The sequence below is a fragment of the Kitasatospora sp. NPDC058492 genome, assembly GCF_042720685.1.
Classification (GTDB): domain Bacteria; phylum Actinomycetota; class Actinomycetes; order Streptomycetales; family Streptomycetaceae; genus Kitasatospora.
Genome location: NZ_JBHXMU010000024.1, coordinates 35,706 through 54,344, shown reverse-complemented (window position 1 = coordinate 54,344; position 18,639 = coordinate 35,706). Strand labels below are relative to the sequence as shown.

General features: G+C 70.4%; 19 protein-coding genes. 10 read left to right on the top strand and 9 right to left on the bottom strand.

All coding sequences use genetic code 11. The annotated features are described in order from the left end of the window. Positions 1–44: 44 nt before the first annotated feature. Together ACFWPI_RS17945 and ACFWPI_RS17940 are read right to left on the bottom strand one after the other, a co-directional pair. The gene (locus ACFWPI_RS17945) at positions 45–182 is read right to left on the bottom strand and encodes a hypothetical protein (protein ID WP_380376318.1); all 138 of its coding nucleotides are present in this window, start codon (positions 180–182) and stop codon (positions 45–47) included. A gap of 88 nt (positions 183–270) precedes the next feature. Then, a complete protein-coding gene (locus ACFWPI_RS17940) occupies positions 271–1,020 on the bottom strand; it encodes an SDR family NAD(P)-dependent oxidoreductase (RefSeq protein WP_380376321.1) in 750 nt (249 codons plus the stop codon). A 92-nt stretch (positions 1,021–1,112) separates the two neighbouring features. Here ACFWPI_RS17940 and ACFWPI_RS17935 point away from each other — a divergent pair, with 92 nt between their 5' ends. Continuing rightward, positions 1,113–1,520 (top strand): winged helix-turn-helix transcriptional regulator, encoded by a 408-nt coding sequence (locus ACFWPI_RS17935; protein WP_380376323.1) that lies wholly within the window; start codon positions 1,113–1,115, stop codon positions 1,518–1,520. Between the two features lie 324 nt (positions 1,521–1,844). Here the strand turns inward: ACFWPI_RS17935 and ACFWPI_RS17930 are convergent, their stop codons facing one another. From ACFWPI_RS17930 to ACFWPI_RS17905, 6 genes are all read right to left on the bottom strand, one after another. Continuing rightward, entirely contained in the window at positions 1,845–3,041 is a 1,197-nt protein-coding gene (locus ACFWPI_RS17930) for an alpha/beta hydrolase family protein (RefSeq protein ID WP_380376325.1), read from the bottom strand. Positions 3,042–3,302: 261 nt separating this feature from the next. Continuing rightward, positions 3,303–3,494, bottom strand: coding sequence for a DUF397 domain-containing protein (locus ACFWPI_RS17925; RefSeq protein ID WP_380376328.1), 192 nt, complete (start codon positions 3,492–3,494; stop codon positions 3,303–3,305). A gap of 351 nt (positions 3,495–3,845) precedes the next feature. Further along, positions 3,846–4,394, bottom strand: coding sequence for a YceI family protein (locus ACFWPI_RS17920; protein ID WP_380376330.1), 549 nt, complete (start codon positions 4,392–4,394; stop codon positions 3,846–3,848). A 522-nt stretch (positions 4,395–4,916) separates the two neighbouring features. Beyond that, the gene (locus ACFWPI_RS17915; RefSeq protein ID WP_380376333.1) at positions 4,917–5,108 is read right to left on the bottom strand and encodes a DUF397 domain-containing protein; all 192 of its coding nucleotides are present in this window, start codon (positions 5,106–5,108) and stop codon (positions 4,917–4,919) included. A 65-nt stretch (positions 5,109–5,173) separates the two neighbouring features. Continuing rightward, positions 5,174–5,365, bottom strand: coding sequence for a DUF397 domain-containing protein (locus ACFWPI_RS17910; protein ID WP_380376336.1), 192 nt, complete (start codon positions 5,363–5,365; stop codon positions 5,174–5,176). A gap of 10 nt (positions 5,366–5,375) precedes the next feature. Beyond that, on the bottom strand, positions 5,376–6,224 hold the full coding sequence (locus tag ACFWPI_RS17905; RefSeq protein ID WP_380376337.1) for a helix-turn-helix domain-containing protein: 849 nt from the start codon (positions 6,222–6,224) through the stop codon (positions 5,376–5,378). Between the two features lie 218 nt (positions 6,225–6,442). Here ACFWPI_RS17905 and ACFWPI_RS17900 point away from each other — a divergent pair, with 218 nt between their 5' ends. The 4 genes from ACFWPI_RS17900 to dnaE all read left to right on the top strand — a co-directional run bounded on the left by ACFWPI_RS17900 (position 6,443) and on the right by dnaE (position 11,824). Continuing rightward, positions 6,443–6,802 (top strand): ATP-binding protein, encoded by a 360-nt coding sequence (locus ACFWPI_RS17900; protein ID WP_380376340.1) that lies wholly within the window; start codon positions 6,443–6,445, stop codon positions 6,800–6,802. After that, a complete protein-coding gene (locus tag ACFWPI_RS17895; protein ID WP_159398403.1) occupies positions 6,802–7,068 on the top strand; it encodes a hypothetical protein in 267 nt (88 codons plus the stop codon). The genes ACFWPI_RS17900 and ACFWPI_RS17895 overlap by 1 nt, the downstream gene beginning before the upstream one ends. A gap of 174 nt (positions 7,069–7,242) precedes the next feature. Then, positions 7,243–8,151, top strand: a complete 909-nt coding sequence (locus ACFWPI_RS17890; RefSeq protein ID WP_380376344.1) for a hypothetical protein — start codon at positions 7,243–7,245, stop codon at positions 8,149–8,151. A gap of 139 nt (positions 8,152–8,290) precedes the next feature. Then, a complete protein-coding gene (gene dnaE, locus ACFWPI_RS17885) occupies positions 8,291–11,824 on the top strand; it encodes a DNA polymerase III subunit alpha (protein WP_380334013.1) in 3,534 nt (1,177 codons plus the stop codon). Between the two features lie 42 nt (positions 11,825–11,866). Here the strand turns inward: dnaE and ACFWPI_RS17880 are convergent, their stop codons facing one another. Continuing rightward, the gene (locus ACFWPI_RS17880; RefSeq protein ID WP_380376349.1) at positions 11,867–12,754 is read right to left on the bottom strand and encodes a LysR family transcriptional regulator; all 888 of its coding nucleotides are present in this window, start codon (positions 12,752–12,754) and stop codon (positions 11,867–11,869) included. Positions 12,755–12,826: 72 nt separating this feature from the next. On the opposite strand from ACFWPI_RS17880, the gene ACFWPI_RS17875 reads away from it, so the two are divergent. The 5 genes from ACFWPI_RS17875 to ACFWPI_RS17855 all read left to right on the top strand — a co-directional run bounded on the left by ACFWPI_RS17875 (position 12,827) and on the right by ACFWPI_RS17855 (position 18,562). Then, the gene (locus ACFWPI_RS17875; protein ID WP_380376351.1) at positions 12,827–13,717 is read left to right on the top strand and encodes a dihydrodipicolinate synthase family protein; all 891 of its coding nucleotides are present in this window, start codon (positions 12,827–12,829) and stop codon (positions 13,715–13,717) included. Positions 13,718–13,817: 100 nt separating this feature from the next. Next, complete coding sequence (locus ACFWPI_RS17870; RefSeq protein WP_063347192.1) at positions 13,818–14,864, top strand: aspartate-semialdehyde dehydrogenase; 1,047 nt, start codon at positions 13,818–13,820, stop codon at positions 14,862–14,864. 345 nt (positions 14,865–15,209) lie between these two features. Continuing rightward, positions 15,210–16,649: an NYN domain-containing protein gene (locus ACFWPI_RS17865; RefSeq protein WP_380376355.1), complete on the top strand. Its 1,440-nt coding sequence runs from the start codon at positions 15,210–15,212 to the stop codon at positions 16,647–16,649. A gap of 102 nt (positions 16,650–16,751) precedes the next feature. Further along, entirely contained in the window at positions 16,752–17,750 is a 999-nt protein-coding gene (locus tag ACFWPI_RS17860) for an ABC transporter ATP-binding protein (protein ID WP_380376357.1), read from the top strand. Further along, entirely contained in the window at positions 17,747–18,562 is an 816-nt protein-coding gene (locus tag ACFWPI_RS17855; protein ID WP_063347189.1) for an ABC transporter permease, read from the top strand. The genes ACFWPI_RS17860 and ACFWPI_RS17855 overlap by 4 nt, the downstream gene beginning before the upstream one ends. Positions 18,563–18,639: the final 77 nt, after the last annotated feature.

Here is an 18,639-nt window from a genome sequence, read left to right as displayed (position 1 = left end):
CACAGTCAGCCTCGTTGTGGCCGACCCGGATCCCTTGGACTCATTCATGCAGAGGTGCGGTAGCTGGACTTCTTCCAGTTGGTGTCGGCCGGCTGGGTCCCGTTGGTTTGGCGCAGGAAGTCGGGCTGGCCGACTTCCTGCGCTGTGGTGTGTCCAGGGCGTGTTTCGAAAGTGCTGGTCACAGCCACTCATTGACGGCTGCGACCAGCACCGTTGTTTCGTAGCCGACGGAGCCCGGAGCCCGGAGCCCGGAGCCGAACGGACGGGACGTCAGCGCATGCCGCCGGAAGCGAGGATGACATCCCCGGTGATCCAGCGCGCGTCGTCGGAAGCCAGGAAAGCCACCAGCGGGCCGTAGTCGTCCGGGGTGCCCGTTCGGCCCAGCGGGGTGCCGGCGATCGCCTGTGCTTCCTGGGCCGAGCCGGGGAGTCCCATGGCCCTGGTGCCCTCGGTGTCCGACGGTCCGGGCATGATCGCGTTGACCCGGATGCCGCGCGGGCCCAGCTCCTTGGCCGCAACGATGGTGAACGCGTTGACAGCGCTCTTGGACGCGACATAGAGCGAGGCGTACGGCGGGTGGGTGAGTGTGCCGGCCGTCGAGACGTTGATGATCGATGCGGCGCCGATGTCGTCCTGCGCGGCCAGGGCCTGCGTAGTGAGGATCGTGCCCAGGACGTTCGTGGTCATCTCGCGCTGGAACTCCTCTTCGGTGATGCCCGACAGCGGCGCGAAGGCGGCGACGGCCGCGTTGTTCACGAGCACGTCGACCGGTCCGTACTCCTCGCGCGCCCGATCGAACAGATGGCGCACTTCGTCGTTGCGGGCCACGTCGGCCCGGACCGCGATCGCCCGGCCGCCCTCGGCGGTGATGCCCGCGACGACCCGCTCGGCGCCCTTCGCATCCTCCCGGTAGTTCACCACGACGGCTGCGCCGGTCCCGGCCAGTGCCTTGGCGATCCCCGCGCCCAGGCCCTTCGATGCGCCCGTGACGATCGCCGTACGCGCGTTGCTGCTGCTCACAGTGGCTCCTCGAACGTTGGTGCTTACGAGGTCACCGTAGGAAAGCCAGTTACTGCTGGGAAGTACCTACTTTTTTGTAAGCTCCTGCTGTGATGGAAACTCAGCAGGTCGCGACAGCCGCCCGGCTCCTGGCCCACGACACCTTCGACAACAAGTGCGTGCTCAGGCCGATCATGGACCAGACGACAAGTCGCTGGGCGACACTGATCATCTCGGCCCTCATCGCCGGCCCGCACCGCTTCGCACAGCTGCATCAACGAGTCGGTGGCATCAGTCAGAAGATGCTGTCGCAGAACCTCAAGGCACTGGCCCGGGCCGGGCTCGTCGGCCGCCAGGTCGCGCCCACCAACCCGCCCCAGGTCACCTACAGCCTGACGGAACTCGGTGTCAGCCTGGCCGGGCCGCTGACCGAACTGATCCAGTGGTTCGGCCGGCACGGAGGCGAGCTGCTCGCCGCCCAGGAGCACTACGACAGCCAGCAGGCGTCACCGCGCGAGTAACGGGCCAGTCCCATGGGTCGGTTCGGCGGAGTCTCGCGGCAGCGCCAGCCGCCCTGGCTGGAGAGCACAGGTCCCGTCCCCGCTTCAGCATCCACCACACCCCCGAACACGCCGGCCGGCTCGACCAAGTCGACCTGTTCTTCTCCACCCTGACCCGACGTCTACGACGCCGCGGCCAGTTCGCCTCCCGCGACGAACTGGCCGCGGCCATCGATACCTTCGTCCTGGCCTGCGACGAACACGACGCCAAGCCCTACTGCCGGACCTACGACGGCAGCCCACTCAAAGCCGCATGAACCCCCGAAGGATCAACGCGGCGCTGCACTAGGACTGGAAGAGCACTTCCGGATTGTTCGGCGAGGGGCCGTCCAGCAGCGGACTGTCGATCCCCTTCAGCGTCTGGTCGAAGAACGCTGCCACGTACTCGCGGGTGATCGCCACCCCGCGTTCCGGGGAGAGGGGCGGCGTCGGGAACCCGGCCTGCTCCAGAAGCAGGTCCAGGTCGGCGAAGCTGAAGTGGTCGGCTCCGGCGACCGTCAGCCACTTCTTGTAGCCGCCGAGGGCGGCCCAGGTCTGCCCCCACGAGGTGTCGTGGCCGCCGACCGAGTGGTAGTCGGCCGTACCCAGCATGAGGAGCGGCCGGTTGATCTGGCCGGGCATCGGGGCCGGGTGGAAGCTGCCGTCCATGTTCACTCCGGCCCGTACTCGCGGGTCGGCGATCATCGTGGCGGCGGCCGCCGCTCCGCCGAGGGAGTGCCCGGCCATGCCGATCTCGTGCTTGTCGATGAGGTGCGCCAGGGGCCACGCGGTATTGCCGTGCGTCAACCGGTCGATCACGAAGGACACGTCCAGCGCGCGGCTGGCGGCGACGGAGTCGAAGTCGAGCGTCTTCGGGTCATCGCAGATCGCGCACGGCGGCGTCTGGCCGTTCGCCAGCGTCTCGCCGCTGTCCTCGTAGGTGTGGCCGACGAGCGCGACGACGTAGCCGTGACTGGCCAGGTCGGTCGCGAGCGAGGTGAGCGTCATGCGCGGGTCCTCGTACGCGGGTGAGAGGACCACCAGCGGATGCTTGCCGCGCTGCGGCCGCGCGCCGTCGAAGGCGTGAGTGGTGACGCCGGAAAGGTTCTGTGCGGTGACGCCGTAGCTCGCCGGCAACTTCCGCCGCTGGATGACTCCGGCTGCCTCGGCGAGGCTCATGTAAGGGGCCGGAGTCCCGGTCCCGGGGACGGCCGGGTAGACCATCGTGACGGTCAGTTGGCGGGGGCCGGATGACGGCACCCACGGGTCGGGACGGCTCTCGTCGGTGAGGTGGATGACGTCCTCGCCGGCGGCGTAGGGGCCGGTCGGCGCGGGGAGCGCGCCTTGGAAGGACCGCGTGGGCGCGGTGGCCGTGGCCGGTGCGGTGTCTAACGCGTGCGTGGCCACCGGTGTGGTCGTGGCGGCGAACCCGGCGCCGGTTCCGGTGACGAGGGCGGCGAGCGCCAACACCGCGACAGCGCTGATACGGCGATTGCGTTTCATGGGATCGACGCTAGGTTCCGCAGCTCCGTATCGAATCAGCCCATGGATGTAGACATTCTGGTGTCGTTCGTAGCCCCCGTGAGGTACCGGAGTCATCCGCCGGGATTATGTCGTGCGGCGCGGGGTTCCCTTCGCCGGCATCGTCGAGCGCCACCTTCGTCTTGGCCTACGACGAACACGACGCCAAGCCCTACCGCTGGACCTACGACGGCAGCCCACTCAAAGCCGCATGAACCCCCGAAGGATCAACGTGGCGCTGCACTAGGCGTGGTGGTCGAACTCGCCGGCCTTGGCGGCCTGGAGGAAGGCGGCAAAGTGGGCGGGGGCGGTGGGGAGGGTGAGATGGCCCTGGTCGGACTCGCGGAGTTCGACCAGGCCGCCGGCGGTGCGGATCTCCACGCAGTCGCCACCGGATCCGCTGAAGGACGACTTCTGCCAGTTGGTGTCGGTCATTTGGGGTCCCGTCGGTTGTTTGGCGCAGGAAGTCGGGCTGGCAGACTTCCTGCGCCGTGGTGTGTCTAGTACTGCGACCGCATCTGTCGTTACCGCTGGCGTTCGGCGTCGTTGGTATGACTGTGTGCTGACGAGCTGACGGTTGAGCAGGTCGAGTCGTGGTCCGAGGTGATAGTGGGCTTCCATGCCCGCTTCGCGCACCGTTTCGGCAGGCCACCTCATCGTCACACCCCGCCACCACGCCAGCGAGCACCATCTGCGCTGGTCACGCTTCCGCCGACGCAGCCAGGCCCGAGCCCGCCGCTCCCACTACAAACGCCGAGGCCACAACCCCCAGATGCGGTTGCAGTACTAGTCGCCGGGGATGCCGCCTACGGCGGGCACGGCGAGAATGTCGAGGGAAAGGGTGAGGTGACGGGCGGTCATGCCTTTGTCGACGGTAATACCGAATGCGTACCTGTCGATTCTGGTGGTGGCGCGGAACCGGATTCCATCGGCTGTGAATTCCGGCTGCTCGACGGTAAGTTCGATGGGCCGCGTGGTGGCTTTGACGGTCAGCTCTCCACGCAGGACGTACCCGGTGTCCGTGGACTGGACGGCGTTCGAGGCGAAGGCCATGTGGGGGTGTGCGGCTGTGCCCAGGTACTTGGGTGAGCGCACGACCCTGTCGCGGGTACCGCTGTCGGTCGAGAAGCTGTCGGCATCGATGACAGCCGTGGCCGACGACTGCGTGGGCTCGGCGGCGACGTGCACCTGCCCCGAGGTAAGGCCGAACGTTCCGCGCACGGCGCCCAGGCCGAAGAAGTGGCGCGTGGTGAAGGCGATCGTGCTGCGTCCGGCGTCGATGGTGTAGGTGCCGACTGCAAGGGTGGTCGGTCGGTCGTCCGAGGTGTGCGGCACATGAATCCTTAGGCAGGGGCAGTCGGTTCCGCGGTGGGGACGAGGACGGCTGGGAGTGCTCCGTGTCAGAGGCCTCCGGGGCCTGTCCGCCCGGTCGTGGTTCCGTCGTTGCGCAGGCCCACGGGAAGGTCTCTTCGGCGTTTGACGTCGAGTTCCGGTACACGCGTGTCAGGCGCTGCTCCACCCTTGCGTTGATGCGCAGTTGCCTGGCGATTTGGAGATCGGTGCAGTCCATCACGGTCAGTTGCGGCGACCCGTCGCTCGGAGCCGGCGATGGAGGTGCCACCGTCGGCACCCCGAGGCCGTCTCGAAGCGGCCGTGAATAGGCCACCGACTCCAGCTCCGGGTAGGGAGATTCGATAGGACCCGCTCGGCGTCCCGCCGCACTGCGGGGCGCCGAGTCCCGAGTTGCAAATCGTCCTACCCGAGGGGCGACTCGACCTGTTCGACCATCAGCTCATCAGCACACAGACATACCAACGAGCCCAACACCACATCCGTCACGCAGATGCGGTTGCAGTACTAGGCGTGGTGGTCGAACTCGCCGGCTTTGGCGGCCTGGAGGAAGGCGGCGAAGTTGGTGGGGGTGGTGGGGAGGGTGAGGTGGCCCTGGTCGGACTCGCGGAGTTCGACGAGGCCGTCGGCGGTGCGGATCTCCACGCACTCGTTGGATGCCCCGCTGTAGCTGGACTTTTGCCAGTTGGTGTTGGTCATCTGGGGCCCCGTTGGTTGTTTGGCGCAGGAAGTCGGGCTGGCCGACTTCCTGCGCTGTGGTGTGTCTAGGCGTGGTGGTCGAACTCGCCGGCCTTGGCGGCCTGGAGGAAGGCCGCGAAGTGGGCGTGGGTGGTGGGGATGACGAGGTGGGCCTCGTCGGACTCGCGGAGTTCGACCGTCCCGTTGGCCGTGCGTACCTCGACGCAGTTCTCGGCGTTTCCGCTGAAGGAGGACTTCTGCCACTCGGTGTCGGTCATCGCGGGCCTTTCATAGGTTTCGTGCGATCTTACGAATCAGATCGCGAGAGCCGCTCTCACTCAGCGCGAGCGATTCAGTTCGGTCGAAGATGTGCCGATAGCTGGTTAGCTCACTGACGGCATCGAGGTAGATGGGACCTTGGGAAGACTCTCGCTCAACGGTGTCGAGCTCAGGGACCGCTCCGAAGGCGTATGCGAGGTTCTCAACGGCCCCGGGGAAGGTCTCGATGTTGAATGGAACGATCCGAATGGTCATCCAGGGCAGCTCGGAGTCTTCGAGTAGAGAGGCGAGTTGTTCCTTGAGGATCTGGGTTCCGCCGAACCGCGTCCACAGCACTGACTCGTAGATGAAGGCGGTCACTGGCTTCGGATTGCGGCGCAGATCGGCCTTGCGCTGCATTCTGAACGCGATGCGGGTCTCCAGCTCGTGGCGTGGGAGCGGAGGGATCAAACGGCCGAAGACTGCTGATGCGTAATTGATGGTCTGGCAAGGGCCTGGCATGTGGGTGAGGAGCCACATCATGACCTCGCGCGAAGTCTTCTCCAGCTCTGCGTTTTCGAGGAAGCCGTCCGAGAGGGTTCCGCGGTACTCCTCCCACCAACCCTTGGAGCGGTCCTGGAGCATGGACTCCAGGGCTTCGATCAAGGGCAGATTCATGCACTTGCAGGCGGCGGCGAAGGAACGGAGTCGTTCTGGGCTCACGCCGACCTTGGCCGACTCAATCTGGCTGACCTGTGTTCTGTCGATGCCGAGGTCTCTGCTCAAGATGGCGGTCGACAGTCCGGCGGCCTCGCGCATCTTCCGAAGCTCGGTGCCGATGCGGCGTTGGCGGAGCGTCGGGTTGAGTCGTGGCGGCATTGGTTCCTTCCTCGCCGATGTGTCCCAAGTCTGCCGCGCTGCTGGGCGCGGGGTCCACTTGAGGATGAACCTATCCGGATTTGGGATCACATGTGATGTCGCTGCTGTATGTTCGGTGTCATGGCGATCCGACGGATCGTCAATAAAGCCCTATTGCTGGGCTTTCGGCGGCATGCCCGCCGGTTCTTCCCTCACCATCACGCCTCGGGAGAACTCCCATGCGTCACCTCAACACGCCCTCCCTCGCCATCTCCCGCCAGTCGCTCCGCGACGCGATGGGTCGTTGCGGGTACCCGACCTCGGTCACCGACGACGCCGAACTCGCGCTCGTGGAACTGCTCGTCAACGCCTGGCGGCACGGCGGGACCCCTGCGCCGCTCGTTCTCATCCTCGCCGTCGGCCCCACCCTCCGGGTGTCCGTCAGTGACGAGAGCCCGGTCCTCCCGGAAAAGCAACAGCCGGCGCCCCTCGCCCAGTCCGGCCGGGGCCTCCAGCTCATCGAAGGCCTCACCCACCGCTGGGGCGTGGATCCCCAGGAACGCGGCAAAATGGTCTGGTTCGAGCTGGACGCCGCCTGATGTCCTTCCCGCTCCCGCGCCGTCGCCCCATGCTGCCGACCGACCCCCGGATCCGGCACTACACCGACGACCACATCCACACGCTCCTCGCCGAAGTCCAGGAACGTGGCCGGAGGTTCGGCCTGATCTGGCCCTCGGCCACCACCGACAAGACCATCGACGGCCGCATCCTCGTCCGCTTCAACGCCGCCCCCGCCTCCACTCTCCTCAACCTCCTCTCCCTCCTCCTCGCCGCCGAGCGAGGCGACGACTCGTGCGTTTCCTGATCGCCACCGCCTTCGCCGTCCTCCTCGCGCTCGCGATCGCCACCGTCGCCCTGGGCGTCATCACCGCCCTCCGCGCGACCCCGCCCGACGAGGACACCTAACCCCCAGCCCCCTCACCCCCACCTCCCCAGCCCCCGCCGCCCAGCCGTCGGGGGCTAAGGGACGATTGGGCACGTGGCACAGCGGAGATACGAGTACGCCCCGGCAGGCACCCTGCCCGGGCTGTTGCAGCGCGGCCGGGGCCTGGGCGCGCAGATGGCGGCGGAGGACCCGGCGGCAGCCGCCGACCTGGTCTACGGGTGCATCCGCTGGGACTGGCGCTGGAACCGACAGGTGGACGACCGGCACCTCTACCTGGCGCGGCTCGTCCGGGACCTGGAACTGCCGGTCGGACCGATCGTCGACCTGCTGACCGGGGACGAGGACACCTGCCTGCGGGCCACCGGAGTCCTGGAGCTGCTCGCACTCGCCGACTCCGCCGAGGCCCGGGAAGCACTCCGTACCCACGTCCGAGAGGGCGAGCACCGGGTGGCTGGGCAGGACGTACGCCAGCGGCGTGGCCCCCGCGGCTCGATGGACCCCGTCCCCGAGCAGGACAGTGCGAGCCCGCGCGCCCTGCTGTCGGAGCACGGCGGCGAGAGCGATCCCGGTCTGAACATGCTGACGGGAGAGCTGGAGCGGCAGTGGGCGTCCCAGGAGTGGTGTGGCCCGATGCACACCGCCCGGGGCCTGGCCCGGTTCGGCCCCGACGCCGCCGGGGCCGCGTCGCTGCTGCGCCGCTTCTGGCTGTGGACGCCGCACTCCTCCGAGCGCCCCGCCTACCTGGAGGCACTGGCCGCCGTCGCCCCCGTCGGGCTGGCCGAGGTGTACACCGAGTGCCTCTGGGACTGCGAGGCCGGCGCCCGCCTGCCGGCCGTCGCGCACGCCCCCGACCGCCCCCACGTCCGGGAACGCCTCGCCCACCTGCGGGACGATCCGATTGAGCAGGCGGAGGTCCGCGAGGCCGCCGGGGCGCGACTCGCCGGGCTGAGCTCGGGAGGCTCCGAGCCGGAGGGAGCCGACTCCGAAGGGGAGCTAGAGTAGACGGGTGAACGTGTGAGTGATGGTCCGGACCCCACGAGGTGGTCCGGGCCACATCCGTTTCCAGGCACCTTCCGTGACCTGCGCGTACCTGCGCGTTCGCCGGCCCACCAGACCCGCACTCGCCTCCGGAGGCCCCGCCTTGAGCGATCAGCCGTTCGCGCATCTGCACGTCCACACCGAGTACTCGATGCTGGACGGTGCCGCCCGGCTGAAGCAGATGTTCAAGGAGGTCGAGCGGCTGGGCCAGACCCATGTCGCGATGACCGACCACGGGAACATGTACGGCGCCGCCGAGTTCCACAAGCAGGCGACCGCGGCCGGGATCACCCCGGTGATCGGCATCGAGGCGTACGTCGCGCCGGAGTCCCGCTCCAACACCAAGCGCATCCTGTGGGGCCAGCCGCACCAGAAGCGGGACGACGTCTCCGCCTCCGGCGCGTACACCCACAAGACCATCTGGGCCCGTAACAAGGAGGGCCTGCACAACCTCTTCAAGCTGACCTCGCGCTCCTACGCAGAGGGCTGGCTGGTGAAGTGGCCCCGGATGGACAAGGAGCTGATCTCCGACCTGTCCGGCGGCCTGATGGCCACCACCGGCTGCCCGTCCGGCGAGGTGCAGACCCGGCTGCGCCTGGGCCAGTTCGACGAGGCGGTGAAGTCGGCCGCCGACTACCAGGACATCTTCGGCAAGGAGAACTACTTCCTGGAGCTGATGGACCACGGCCTCGACATCGAGAAGCGGGTCCGCGACGGGCTGCTGGAGATCAGCAAGAAGCTGAACATCCCCCCGGTCGTCACCAACGACTCGCACTACACCACCGAGGCCGACGCCGGGGCGCACGACCTGCTGCTCTGCGTGCAGACCGGCAAGAACCTCTCGGACCCGGACCGCTTCCGCTTCGACGGCACCGGCTACTACATCAAGTCGGCCGCCGAGATGTACGCCCTGGACTCCTCGGACGCCTGGCAGGAGGGCTGCCGCAACAGCCAGCTGCTCGTCGCCTCCCGGGTCGACACCGAGGGCATGTTCAAGTTCCGCAACCTCATGCCGCGCTTCCCGATCCCGGAGGGCTTCGAGTCCGAGGCGGACTTCTTCAAGTCCCAGGTGTGGAAGGGCATGGACTGGCGCTTCCCGGGCGGGTACGACGAGGAGCACAAGAAGCTCGCCGAGTACGAGATGGACACCATCATCCAGATGGGGTTCCCGGCGTACTTCCTCGTGGTCGCCGACTTCATCATGTGGGCCAAGGAGCAGGGCATCGCGGTGGGCCCCGGCCGTGGTTCGGCGGCCGGCTCGCTGGTCGCGTACGCGATGGGCATCACCGACCTCGACCCCATTCCGCACGGCCTGATCTTCGAGCGCTTCCTCAACCCCGAGCGCATCTCCATGCCCGATGTCGACATCGACTTCGACGAGCGCCGGCGCGGTGACGTGATCCGGTACGTGACCGAGAAGTGGGGATCCGACAAGGTCGCCATGATCGTCACGTACGGCACCATCAAGGCGAAGGCCGCCATCAAGGACTCCTCGCGCGTCCTCGGCTACCCGTACGCGATGGGCGACCGGATCACCAAGGCGATGCCGCCGGACGTGATGGGCAAGGGCATCCCGCTGTCCGGCATCACGGACAACAGCCACCCGCGCTACAGCGAGGCCGGTGAGATCCGGGGGCTGTACGAGAGCGACCCGGACGTGAAGAAGGTCATCGACACCGCGCGCGGCATCGAGGGCCTGATCCGCCAGCCCGGCGTGCACGCGGCCGGCGTCATCATGTCCGCCGAGCCGCTGACCGACCACATCCCGGTCTGGACCCGGCACACCGACGGCGTCACCATCACGCAGTTCGACTACCCCACCTGCGAGGGCCTCGGCCTTCTCAAGATGGACTTCCTCGGCCTGCGCAACCTGACGATCATGGACGACGCCGTCAAGGCGATCGAGAAGAACAAGGGCATCAAGATCAACCTGCTTGATCTGCCCCTGGACGACAAGCCGACCTACGAACTGCTGGCACGCGGCGACACGCTCGGCGTCTTCCAGCTCGACGGCGGCCCCATGCGCTCGCTGCTGCGGCTGATGAAGCCCGACAACTTCGAAGACATCTCCGCCGTCCTCGCGCTGTACCGACCGGGCCCGATGGGCGTCAACTCGCACACCAACTACGCGCTGCGCAAGAACGGCCAGCAGGAGATCACCCCGATCCACCCGGAGCTGGAGAAGCCCCTGGAGGAGATCCTCAAGCCGACGTACGGCCTGATCGTCTACCAGGAGCAGGTGCAGAAGGCCGCCCAGATCCTCGCCGGCTACTCGCTCGGCCAGGCCGACCTGCTGCGCCGGGCCATGGGCAAGAAGAAGAAGGAGATCCTGGAGGCCGAGTTCGTGCCCTTCCAGAAGGGCTGCCGGGACCACGGCTACTCGGACGCGGCGATCCAGGCGGTGTGGGACGTCCTGGTCCCCTTCTCCGGCTACGCGTTCAACAAGGCGCACACCGCCGGGTACGGGCTGGTCTCGTACTGGACGGCCTACCTCAAGGCGAACTTCCCGGCCGAGTACATGTCCGGCCTGCTGACGTCCGTCAAGGACGACAAGGACAAGTCGGCGATCTACCTCAACGAGTGCCGCAAGATGGGCATCCAGGTGCTGCCGCCGGACGTCAACGAGTCGGACTCGGACTTCACCCCGCACGGTGACACGCTCGTCCGGTTCGGCCTCACCGCGATCCGCAACGTCGGCGGCCCCGTCGTCGACTCGATGATCCGCACCCGCAAGGCGAAGGGGAAGTTCAGCTCCTTCCCGGACTTCCTCGACAAGGTGGAGTCGGTGGTCTGCAACAAGCGGACCGTCGAATCGCTGATCAAGGCGGGCTCCTTCGACTCGCTCGGGCACACCCGCAAGGGCCTCAGCGCGCAGTTCGAGCCGATGATCGACAACGTCGTCGGGGTCAAGCGCAAGGAGGCCGAGGGCCAGTTCGACCTGTTCGGCGGGGACGCCGTCTCCGACGAGCCCAGCTTCGGCCTCGACGTCGTCTTCTCCGAGGAGGAGTGGGAGAAGTCCTTCCTACTCACCCAGGAGCGCGAGATGCTCGGCCTGTACGTCTCTTCGCACCCGCTGCACGGCATCGAGCACGTGCTCGCCGACAAGGCGGACTGCGCGGTGGCCGACCTCGCCGAACGGCCCGACGGCACCATCGTCACCATCGGCGGCATCATCTCGGGCCTCCAACGCAAGATGACCAAGCAGGGCAACGCCTGGGCGATCGCGACCGTCGAGGACCTCGCGGGCTCGATCGACTGCATGTTCTTCCCCGCCAGCTACCAGCTGGTCTCGGCCCAACTCGTCGAGGACGCCGTGGTGTTCGTGCGCGGCAAGCTGGACAAGCGGGAGGACGTGCCGCGACTGATGGGGATGGAGCTGACCGTCCCGGACCTGTCGAACGCGCACGCCGAGGCGCCGATCATCATCAACATCCCGAGCGTGAAGATCACCCCGCCGCTGATCGCCCGGCTCGGCGAGGTGCTGGGCAGCCACCGGGGCACCACGGAGGTCCGGGTGCGGCTGGAGAGCCGCAACAAGACGACCGTGCTGCGGCTGGACCGGCACCGGGTGAAGTCGGACCCGGCGCTGTTCGGGGACCTCAAGCAGCTGCTCGGGCCGAGCTGCTTGGCGGGCTGACGTGCGCCTGATCCCCCGTGCCTCTTAGCGAGGCGCGGGGGATCAGTCGTGCCCGCCCAGGCCCGGGGGGACGGCCGTGTGCAGGGCGGAGACGAAGGCCGAGATGGCCGGGTGGGAGCCGGCGCCCGCGCGGAAGGCGGCCCGGGTGCGGCGGTACATCGGCAGCCGGGTGAGGACCACGCCGGGCGGGGGCTGCGCGGCGCCCAGCTGCGGGACCAGGGCCACGCCCTGGCCGGCCGCGACCAGGGCCAGGACGGTCGCGAAGTCGTCGATCTGGTGCCGGATCCGGGGCGCGAACCCGGCGGCCTCGCAGGCCCGGACGGCCATGCTGTGGCAGAGCGTGCCCGGCGGGGCCATGATCCACGGCGCGCCGCGCTGCTCGGCGACCGTACCCGGGGCGCGGGCCGCCAGGTACATCGGCTCGGTGAACACCGGACGGGTCACCGCCAGGCCCGGCTCCGGATCGGCCGGGACGAGGTCGTACTCGTGGACCAGCGCGACGTCCAGCTCGCCCGCGCGCAGCGCCGCCGCGACGCCCGCCGGATCCACCTCCGTCACCATCGGCTCCAGGCCCGGATGCCAGGCGGCCAGCTCGCCCAGCACCGCCGGGATGATCGCGCGGGCCGCCGACGGATAGGTGCCGATCCGCAGCGGGCCGGCCAAGCCCCGCCGGGCGTGGGCGAGTTCGGCGCCCGCCTGCTCCAGCAGGGCGAGCACCGCCTCGGCGTGCCGGACGAGGTTGCGCCCGGCCGGAGTGAGCGCGACCCGCCGCCCGGTGCGCTCCAGCAGCGGGACGCCCGCCTCCTTCTCCAGGACGGACAGCTGCTGGGACACCGCCGAAGGGCTGAAGGAGAGCGCCTCGGCGACGGCGGCGATGGTGCCGAGGTGGGCGAGTTCGCGCAGCAGGCGCAGGCGTCGGACGTCGAGCATCGGCTCAGCTTACGAGAAGCATCACGAATGTGAACTGGACCTGGGCGATCGGCGGGCCGCAGGATCGTGGCCATGGAACTCACCGGCATCCACGTCCCCCTGATCACGCCCTTCGCCGCGGACGGCACGGTCGCGCTGGACGCCCTCGCCGTGCTGGCCGCCGAGCTGCTGGAGGCCGGTGCGGCCGGGCTGGTCGCCCTCGGGACCACCGGCGAGCCCGCCGCGCTGAGCGAGGACGAGCGCTGGGCCGTGGTCGAGACCGCCGCGGCCGCCTGCGCCGCCCGCGGGGCCCTCCTGACCGTCGGCGCGCACGGCGGCGACACCCGCTCCACCGCCGAGTCGCTGGCCGCGCTCGGCAAGCGGGTGCCGCAGGCCGCGGCCGTGCTGGTCACCGTCCCGGCGTTCCTGCGGCCGGGCGAGGCCGGGACGGTCGCGCACTTCCGGGCGCTCGCCGGGAGCAGCCCGCTGCCGCTGGTCGTCTACCACATCCCGTACCGCACCGGGCAGCAGCTGTCCGCCGCCGCGCTGCTCGAACTCGCCGCACTGGACGGCGTGGTGGGCGTCAAGTACGCGACCGGGGGAGTGGACCAGACGGCGGTGGAACTGCTCGCCGCCGCCCCCGCCGACTTCGCGGTGCTGACCGGGGAGGACGCCTTCCTGTCGCCGCTGCTGGCGCTCGGCGCGGCCGGCGGCATCCTCGCCTCCGCCCATCTGGCCACCGCCCGGTTCGTCGAGCTGACGCAGGCCTGGCAGGCCGGGGACGCCGCCCGGGCCCGGGCGCTCGGGCACCGGCTCACCGGGCTGGCGCTGGCCGCCTTCGCCGCGCCGAACCCGACGGTGATCAAGGGCGTGCTGCACGCCCAGGGCCGGATCCCCACCCCGGACGTCCGGCTGCCGCTGCTGCCGGCCGGCGGGGCGGAGGTCGAGGCGGCGCTGAAGCTCGTGAGTGGTCTGGACCACTAGTCGCTCTCACACCGTGGAACACCAGGCCGCCGCACCCTCGTGACAAGGCATGATGGGCAGAGTGCGGCTGTAGACAGCACCATCCAGAGGAGTAGTCGGAATGAAGATCGGCATTGTCGGGGCCACCGGCCAGGTCGGCGCAGTGGTCCGCGAGATCCTGGCGGAGCGCGCTGGTCGTGAAGGCGGACTGGGCCCGGTCGAGCAGCTGCGGCTGTTCGCCTCGGCCCGCTCGGCCGGACGCACCCTGCCCTGGCAGGGCACCGAGGTCACCGTCGAGGACGCGGCCACGGCCGACTACACGGGCCTGGACATCGTGATCTTCTCGGCCGGCGGCTCCACCTCCAAGGCCCTCGCCCCCAAGGCCGCCGCGGCCGGCGCCGTCGTCATCGACAACTCCTCCGCCTGGCGCCGCGACCCCGACGTCCCGCTGGTCGTCTCCGAGGTCAACCCCGGCGCCATCGCCGACCGGCCCAAGGGCATCATCGCCAACCCGAACTGCACCACCATGGCCGCCATGCCCGTGCTGCGCCCGCTGCACGAGGAGGCCGGCCTCGCCGCGCTCGTCGTCTCCACCTACCAGGCCGTCTCCGGCAGCGGCGTGGCCGGCGTGGCCGAACTCCAGGACCAGGCCGCCAAGGTCGTCGACGGCGCCGCCGCGCTCGCCCACGACGGCTCCGCCGTCGAGTTCCCCGAGCCCAAGGTCTACCAGCGCCCGATCGCCTTCAACGTGGTGCCGCTGGCCGGCTCCATCGTCGAGGACGGCTCCAACGAGACCGACGAGGAGCAGAAGCTCCGCCACGAGAGCCGCAAGATCCTCGGCATCCCGGACCTCAAGGTCGCCGGCACCTGCGTGCGCGTCCCGGTCTTCTCCGGCCACTCGCTCCAGATCAACGCCCGCTTCGAGCGCCCGATCAGCCCCGAGCGCGCCGCCGAACTGCTCGCCGCCGCCCCCGGCGTCGAACTGTCCGACATCCCCACCCCGCTCCAGGCCGCCGGCCGGGACCCGAGCTACGTCGGCCGCATCCGGGCCGACGAGACCGTCGAGCACGGCCTGTCGCTGTTCGTGTCCAACGACAACCTGCGCAAGGGCGCCGCGCTCAACGCCGTCCAGCTGGCCGAGCTGGTCGCCGCCGAGCTCAAGGGCTGACACCCGGCCCCGCCGGGCCGCGGGCGCTCGCACCCCGCACCTCGCGGCGGGCGCCTCGCCCCTCGCGGGGGGCGCCCCGCACCTTGGGGCGGGCGCCCGCTCGCACTCCCCGGCGTGACCAAGGGCGGGCCCCGTCGTTGAACGGGGCCCGCCTTTGCGTTCCGTTGGGCTTGCCGTTGCGGTACCGCGACATCCGTCGAGGTTCGGCGCGCGAACCAGGGGGAAAAGGTGACCCAACGATCGGGCGGCCACGGGGGCCCCTCACCCCACCACGTCCGGACGACGGGCGGATCCGCGCCCACCCGGCCCGACCCCCACACGAGGGCGAGTGGAAAGAGGTGCGCGATGGACCGCTGTGTCGTCCTGGTGGATGCCGGATACCTGCTGGGCGCCGCCGCCAGCCTGCTCGCCGGTGACCCATCCCGTTCCAGAGTCACCGTCGACCACACCGCGCTGATCACCGCGCTGCGCGAACGCGCCGAAGCCGAGACCGGGCTTCCGCTGCTGCGCATCTACTGGTTCGATGCCGCCCCCGACCGGCGCCCGATGCCCGAACACCGCCGACTGCGCGTCCTGCCCCGCGTCACCGTGCGGCTCGGCGCCCTCACCCGCGCCGAAGGGCGCTGGGTGCAGAAGGGCGTCGACGCCGCCATGCACGCCGAACTCTCCGAACTCGCCCGCAACCGGGCCTGCGCCGACGTCGTCCTGATCACCGGCGACGGCGACCTGCTGCCCGGCATGATGACCGCCAAGGAACACGGCGTGGCCGTCCACCTGTGGGCGCTCCAGGCCGCGGACGGCGACTTCAACCAGTCCGAGGACCTGGTCGGCGAGGCCGACGAGCGAAGAGTGCTCGACCGCGAGTGGATCGAGGGCTCCTTCAGCCTCCGGGACAACGCCAACGTCTTCCCGGCGCCCGGCGCCCGCCAGGAGATCGCCAAGATCCTCGCCGCCCCGCCCGGCGCCCCGCCCGTGGTGGCACCCGCCGCGGCGCCGGTCGTGGCGCCCCCGGTCGTCCAGCCGGCCGCCGTCGCCCCGGCCGCCGTGCCCGCTGCCCTCGGGGCCTCCGCCGTCGGGGCCGCTGTCGTCGGGGCCGTCCCAGGCGCCGGGCGGTCCCAGCCGGCCGCCGCGCTCAAGGTCGTCCCCACCCCCAAGGACCTCGCCGGGCGCACCCCCACCGTCGCCCCGGCCGTCAACGGGCACGGCGGCACCGGACTCGCGAACGGCCACGGCGGCAACGGGCTCGTCAACGGGCACGGCGCCAACGGGCACGGCGGCAACGGGTTCCTGAACGGGCAGGCGAACGGGCACGGCACCAACGGGCAGGCCGTCGGCACGACGGGCGCCCCCGGACAGGCCGGCCCCGTCCTGCGCTGGTCCTCCGACCGCGGCTGGGTCGACCGCCCCGCCCCCGAACCCGCCGTCACCGCCGGCGACAGCCTCCCCACCCTCGCCCACCTCACCACCGCCGAACAGCGCTGGGCCGACCGCGAGGAGGACATCACCTCCATCGGCGGCGACGCCCACGAAGTCGGCCAGGTCTTCGCCCGCCGCTGGAGCGAACGGCTGGGCGACGTCGAACGGCTCACCGTGCTCTGGCCCGACTACCCCCGCATCCCGCACCGGGTCGACGGCGAACTCCTCCGCTACGCCGCCCGCTTCGGACTGCTCGCGCACAAGGACGACCAGATCGACGAACACGACCGCTACGCCATCCGGGCCGGATTCTGGAAGGAACTGGCGGTGCGGGTGCCCGGCGGATCGATGGTCGTCGTGGACGACTGACGGGCGCACGGCCCGGGTTGGACCCGGCGAGCCGCGTGCCGGTTTTCGGTGATCAGGCCCCCTTGTCCGGTTCGCCCGGGCGAACGCGTAAAGTCTTCGGTCGTGACCGAGTCGGCAGGGCGAGTACCCCAGAACACCCCGCCGTGCGTCGCCGTGCGCGACCTCGTCAGGACCTACCGCACCGGGCGCGGAGCCGCCGCGGGCGAGATCCGGGCCAACGACGGAATCAGCCTCACCGTCCGCCAGGGCGAGATCTTCGGGCTGCTCGGACCCAACGGGGCCGGCAAGTCCACCCTCGTCCGCCAGCTCACCGGTCTGCTGCGCCCGGACTCCGGATCCGTCGAACTCCTCGGCCACGACATCGTCCGCCACCCCGAACGGGCCGCCCGGCTGCTCGGCTACCTCGGCCAGGAATCCAGCGCCCTCGACGAACTGACCGTCGCGCTCGCCGCCGAGACCACCGGACGGCTGCGCGGCCTCACCCGGGCCCGGGCCCGTACCGAAGCCGCCGACGTCCTCACCGAACTCGGGCTCGAACCCCTCGCCCAGCGGCCGCTCGCCAAGCTCTCCGGCGGCCAGCGCCGACTCGCCTGCGTCGCCGCCGCCCTCGTCGGGGAACGGCCGCTGCTCGTCCTCGACGAACCCACCACCGGCATGGACCCCGTCGCCCGGCGGGCCGTCTGGACCGCCGTCGACCGGCGCCGCACCGAACGCGGCGCCACCGTCCTGCTGGTCACCCACAACGTCATCGAGGCCGAGACCGTGCTCGACCGGGTCGCCGTCATCGACGACGGGCGGGTCATCGCCTGCGACACCCCCGGCGGGCTCAAGGCCCTCGTCGACGGCGACGTCCGGCTCGACCTGGTCTGGCGGGACGAGGCGCCGCTCGCCGTCCCCGCCGTCGCCGCACTCGCCGAACGGGCCGAACGCACCGGCCGCCGCTGGACCGTCCGCACCACCCCCGAACAGGCCCGCGAACTGGTCGCCGCCGTCACCACCGGCCCGGCCTTCGCCGCCCTCGACGACTTCACCCTCGCCACCCCGAGCCTTGAGGACGCCTACCTCAAGCTCGGGGGCCGCCACGGAGGACTGGCCAAGTGACGCTGCTCTCGGTGCCGCCGCAGGCCACCGCCCCCGCGACCGGCGGCACCCCCGCCCCGCTCGCCCCAGCGGCCCGGCTGCTGCCCGCCCTCGCCGCCGTCTACCGGGCGCAACTCGCCCGGGCCCGGGTGGCGCGGATCCCGCTGCTGTTCGTCGCCACCTTCCAGTCCGTCGGCATCCTCGTGATGATGCGGGGCGTGGTGGACGCCGGGCAGACCTCGGCCGCGCGGTCCGTGGTCGCCGGGTCCAGCGTGCTGGTGGTGGCGTTCGTCGCCCTCAACCTGCTCGCCCAGTACTTCGGGAAGCTGCGGGCCACCGGCGGACTCGACCACTACGCGACGCTGCCCGTACCCGCCGCCTCCGTGGTGCTCGGCGCGGCCGCCGCCTACGCCTCGTTCACGCTGCCCGGGACGGTCCTCACCGCGGCCTTCGGCGCCGTGATGTTCGGGCTGCCGCTCGGGCAGCTGTGGGTGCTGCTGGCCGTCGTCCCGCTCGCCGGAGCCGCCCTGTCCGGGCTCGGGGCCGCCTGCGGGCTGCTCGCGCCCCGGCAGGAGATCGCCACCATGCTCGGGCAGCTCGGCATGTCGGCGGCGCTGCTGCTCGGGGTGCTGCCCGTCGACCACCTCCCGCAGCCCGTCCTGTGGCTGCGCGACCTGCTGCCCTCCACGTACGGCGTCGAGGCCTTCGCCCGGACGTTCGAACCCGACCCGGACTGGGCGCTGATCGCGGGCGACCTCGCCGTCTGCGCGGGCGTCGGCGTGGTGTCGCTGGCGATCGCCACCTGGGCCTACCGGCGGGCCGTCTCCCGGTAGGGGGTGTCCCGGGGGCCGCCCGGGGTCCGGCTCCGCGCGGTGCGGGGTCCGGCTCCGGGAGGCACGGGCGGCGGCTC

Coding starts and splice junctions, on each gene's coding strand:
- ACFWPI_RS17935 (WP_380376323.1), top strand. CDS start 1,113: ATGGAAACTCAGCAGGTCGCGACAGCCGCCCGGCTCCTGGCCCACGAC.
- ACFWPI_RS17930 (WP_380376325.1), bottom strand. CDS start 3,041: ATGAAACGCAATCGCCGTATCAGCGCTGTCGCGGTGTTGGCGCTCGCC.
- ACFWPI_RS17925 (WP_380376328.1), bottom strand. CDS start 3,494: ATGACCGACACCAACTGGCAGAAGTCGTCCTTCAGCGGATCCGGTGGC.
- ACFWPI_RS17915 (WP_380376333.1), bottom strand. CDS start 5,108: ATGACCAACACCAACTGGCAAAAGTCCAGCTACAGCGGGGCATCCAAC.
- ACFWPI_RS17910 (WP_380376336.1), bottom strand. CDS start 5,365: ATGACCGACACCGAGTGGCAGAAGTCCTCCTTCAGCGGAAACGCCGAG.
- ACFWPI_RS17905 (WP_380376337.1), bottom strand. CDS start 6,224: ATGCCGCCACGACTCAACCCGACGCTCCGCCAACGCCGCATCGGCACC.
- ACFWPI_RS17900 (WP_380376340.1), top strand. CDS start 6,443: ATGCGTCACCTCAACACGCCCTCCCTCGCCATCTCCCGCCAGTCGCTC.
- ACFWPI_RS17895 (WP_159398403.1), top strand. CDS start 6,802: ATGTCCTTCCCGCTCCCGCGCCGTCGCCCCATGCTGCCGACCGACCCC.
- ACFWPI_RS17880 (WP_380376349.1), bottom strand. CDS start 12,754: ATGCTCGACGTCCGACGCCTGCGCCTGCTGCGCGAACTCGCCCACCTC.
- ACFWPI_RS17875 (WP_380376351.1), top strand. CDS start 12,827: ATGGAACTCACCGGCATCCACGTCCCCCTGATCACGCCCTTCGCCGCG.
- ACFWPI_RS17870 (WP_063347192.1), top strand. CDS start 13,818: ATGAAGATCGGCATTGTCGGGGCCACCGGCCAGGTCGGCGCAGTGGTC.
- ACFWPI_RS17865 (WP_380376355.1), top strand. CDS start 15,210: ATGGACCGCTGTGTCGTCCTGGTGGATGCCGGATACCTGCTGGGCGCC.